Raw genomic sequence first — 1,037 nt, forward strand, 5'->3', positions numbered from 1 at the left:
ATAATTACTTGTCGAACCTTATGCCCAGTATATCACTATTGTTATCAATTCATCCTAGGTTACAGTTTCACGCTTTAATTTCTTATTAAAATTCTGTGGAGTCTGACCAATACGTCTGGCAAGTTCCTCAATACTGATGTTCATTTGATTGCAATTGCTGTAATAGTATTACACATTTATAATTAAAAAAAATTGCAACTCTGGTCTAGAGTAATGGGCTACTTCAGTATCTTTTCATATCATAATCTCAATTCCAGACTTAAAGCAAATGACAAAATGGTCATCATAGACTGTCACGTTCTAGATCAGCTTCCTTATAATCTTTTCATTGAAGAAATCACCAAACTCAATTTTACAGTCTACTTTTATGCCAATCTCATCCAACGACTTCTGAACTTTAACCTTTAGTTTGTAGGGCTACATTTTATATCTCCCAACTTTTTAGGATCTTCATCTTATTCTATATAATCTTCCAATGATTGCAGTTCTCCTCTAATTCGTTTCAGGGAACTCTCAATAGTCTTTTCTTTTTTTAATATTGGGCCATAAATAAGCAACCTTTCTTTAAATCCTTCCACGGATGATGTTATTATTTCGTTACCTAATGCTATATTTAGTCCTAATTTTTTCTTATCATCTCCAAATAAAATACTGATATATTCTTCATCAATCGATTCGATAGTTACTTTTCCATATTTCTTATGGTTCATTTTTGAATTTGGCTTTAGGACCTCCATATAATATTGTTTTGCTTCATTCAAAATACTCAATTCTTTTTGCAAAATCTTATTTTCTTCGAGTAATTGATTAGCCTTCTCTTTTTCTTTTAAATATACTTTTTTCTCATTTAAATTAAGTTTAGTAAAATGAATGCCCTCAAATAAATTATACGATGAACAACAGTAAATTATGTCAAATGCTAACATGTGTTTCTCGTCATCCATAATTAAATCAACTGCTTTATCATTGAACTTATCTTGAAACCTAGTAGCATTAACTTCTAGTAGCGTTTCATTTTTCTTAATTTCTTCTAATAG

At 30.0% G+C, this 1,037-nt stretch carries 2 protein-coding genes; both read right to left on the reverse strand.

Annotated elements, in window-relative coordinates; translation table 11 throughout:
- Positions 1–54 precede the first annotated feature (54 nt).
- Positions 55–144, reverse strand: coding sequence for a helix-turn-helix domain-containing protein (locus tag P0N36_RS15455; protein WP_442957200.1), 90 nt, complete (start codon positions 142–144; stop codon positions 55–57).
- A 311-nt stretch (positions 145–455) separates the two neighbouring features.
- On the reverse strand, positions 456–1,037 hold a 582-nt coding region (locus P0N36_RS15460; RefSeq protein WP_275843787.1), incomplete at its 5' end, for a hypothetical protein.

The sequence above is a fragment of the Petrocella sp. FN5 genome, assembly GCF_029210395.1.
GTDB lineage: Bacteria > Bacillota > Clostridia > Lachnospirales > Vallitaleaceae > Petrocella.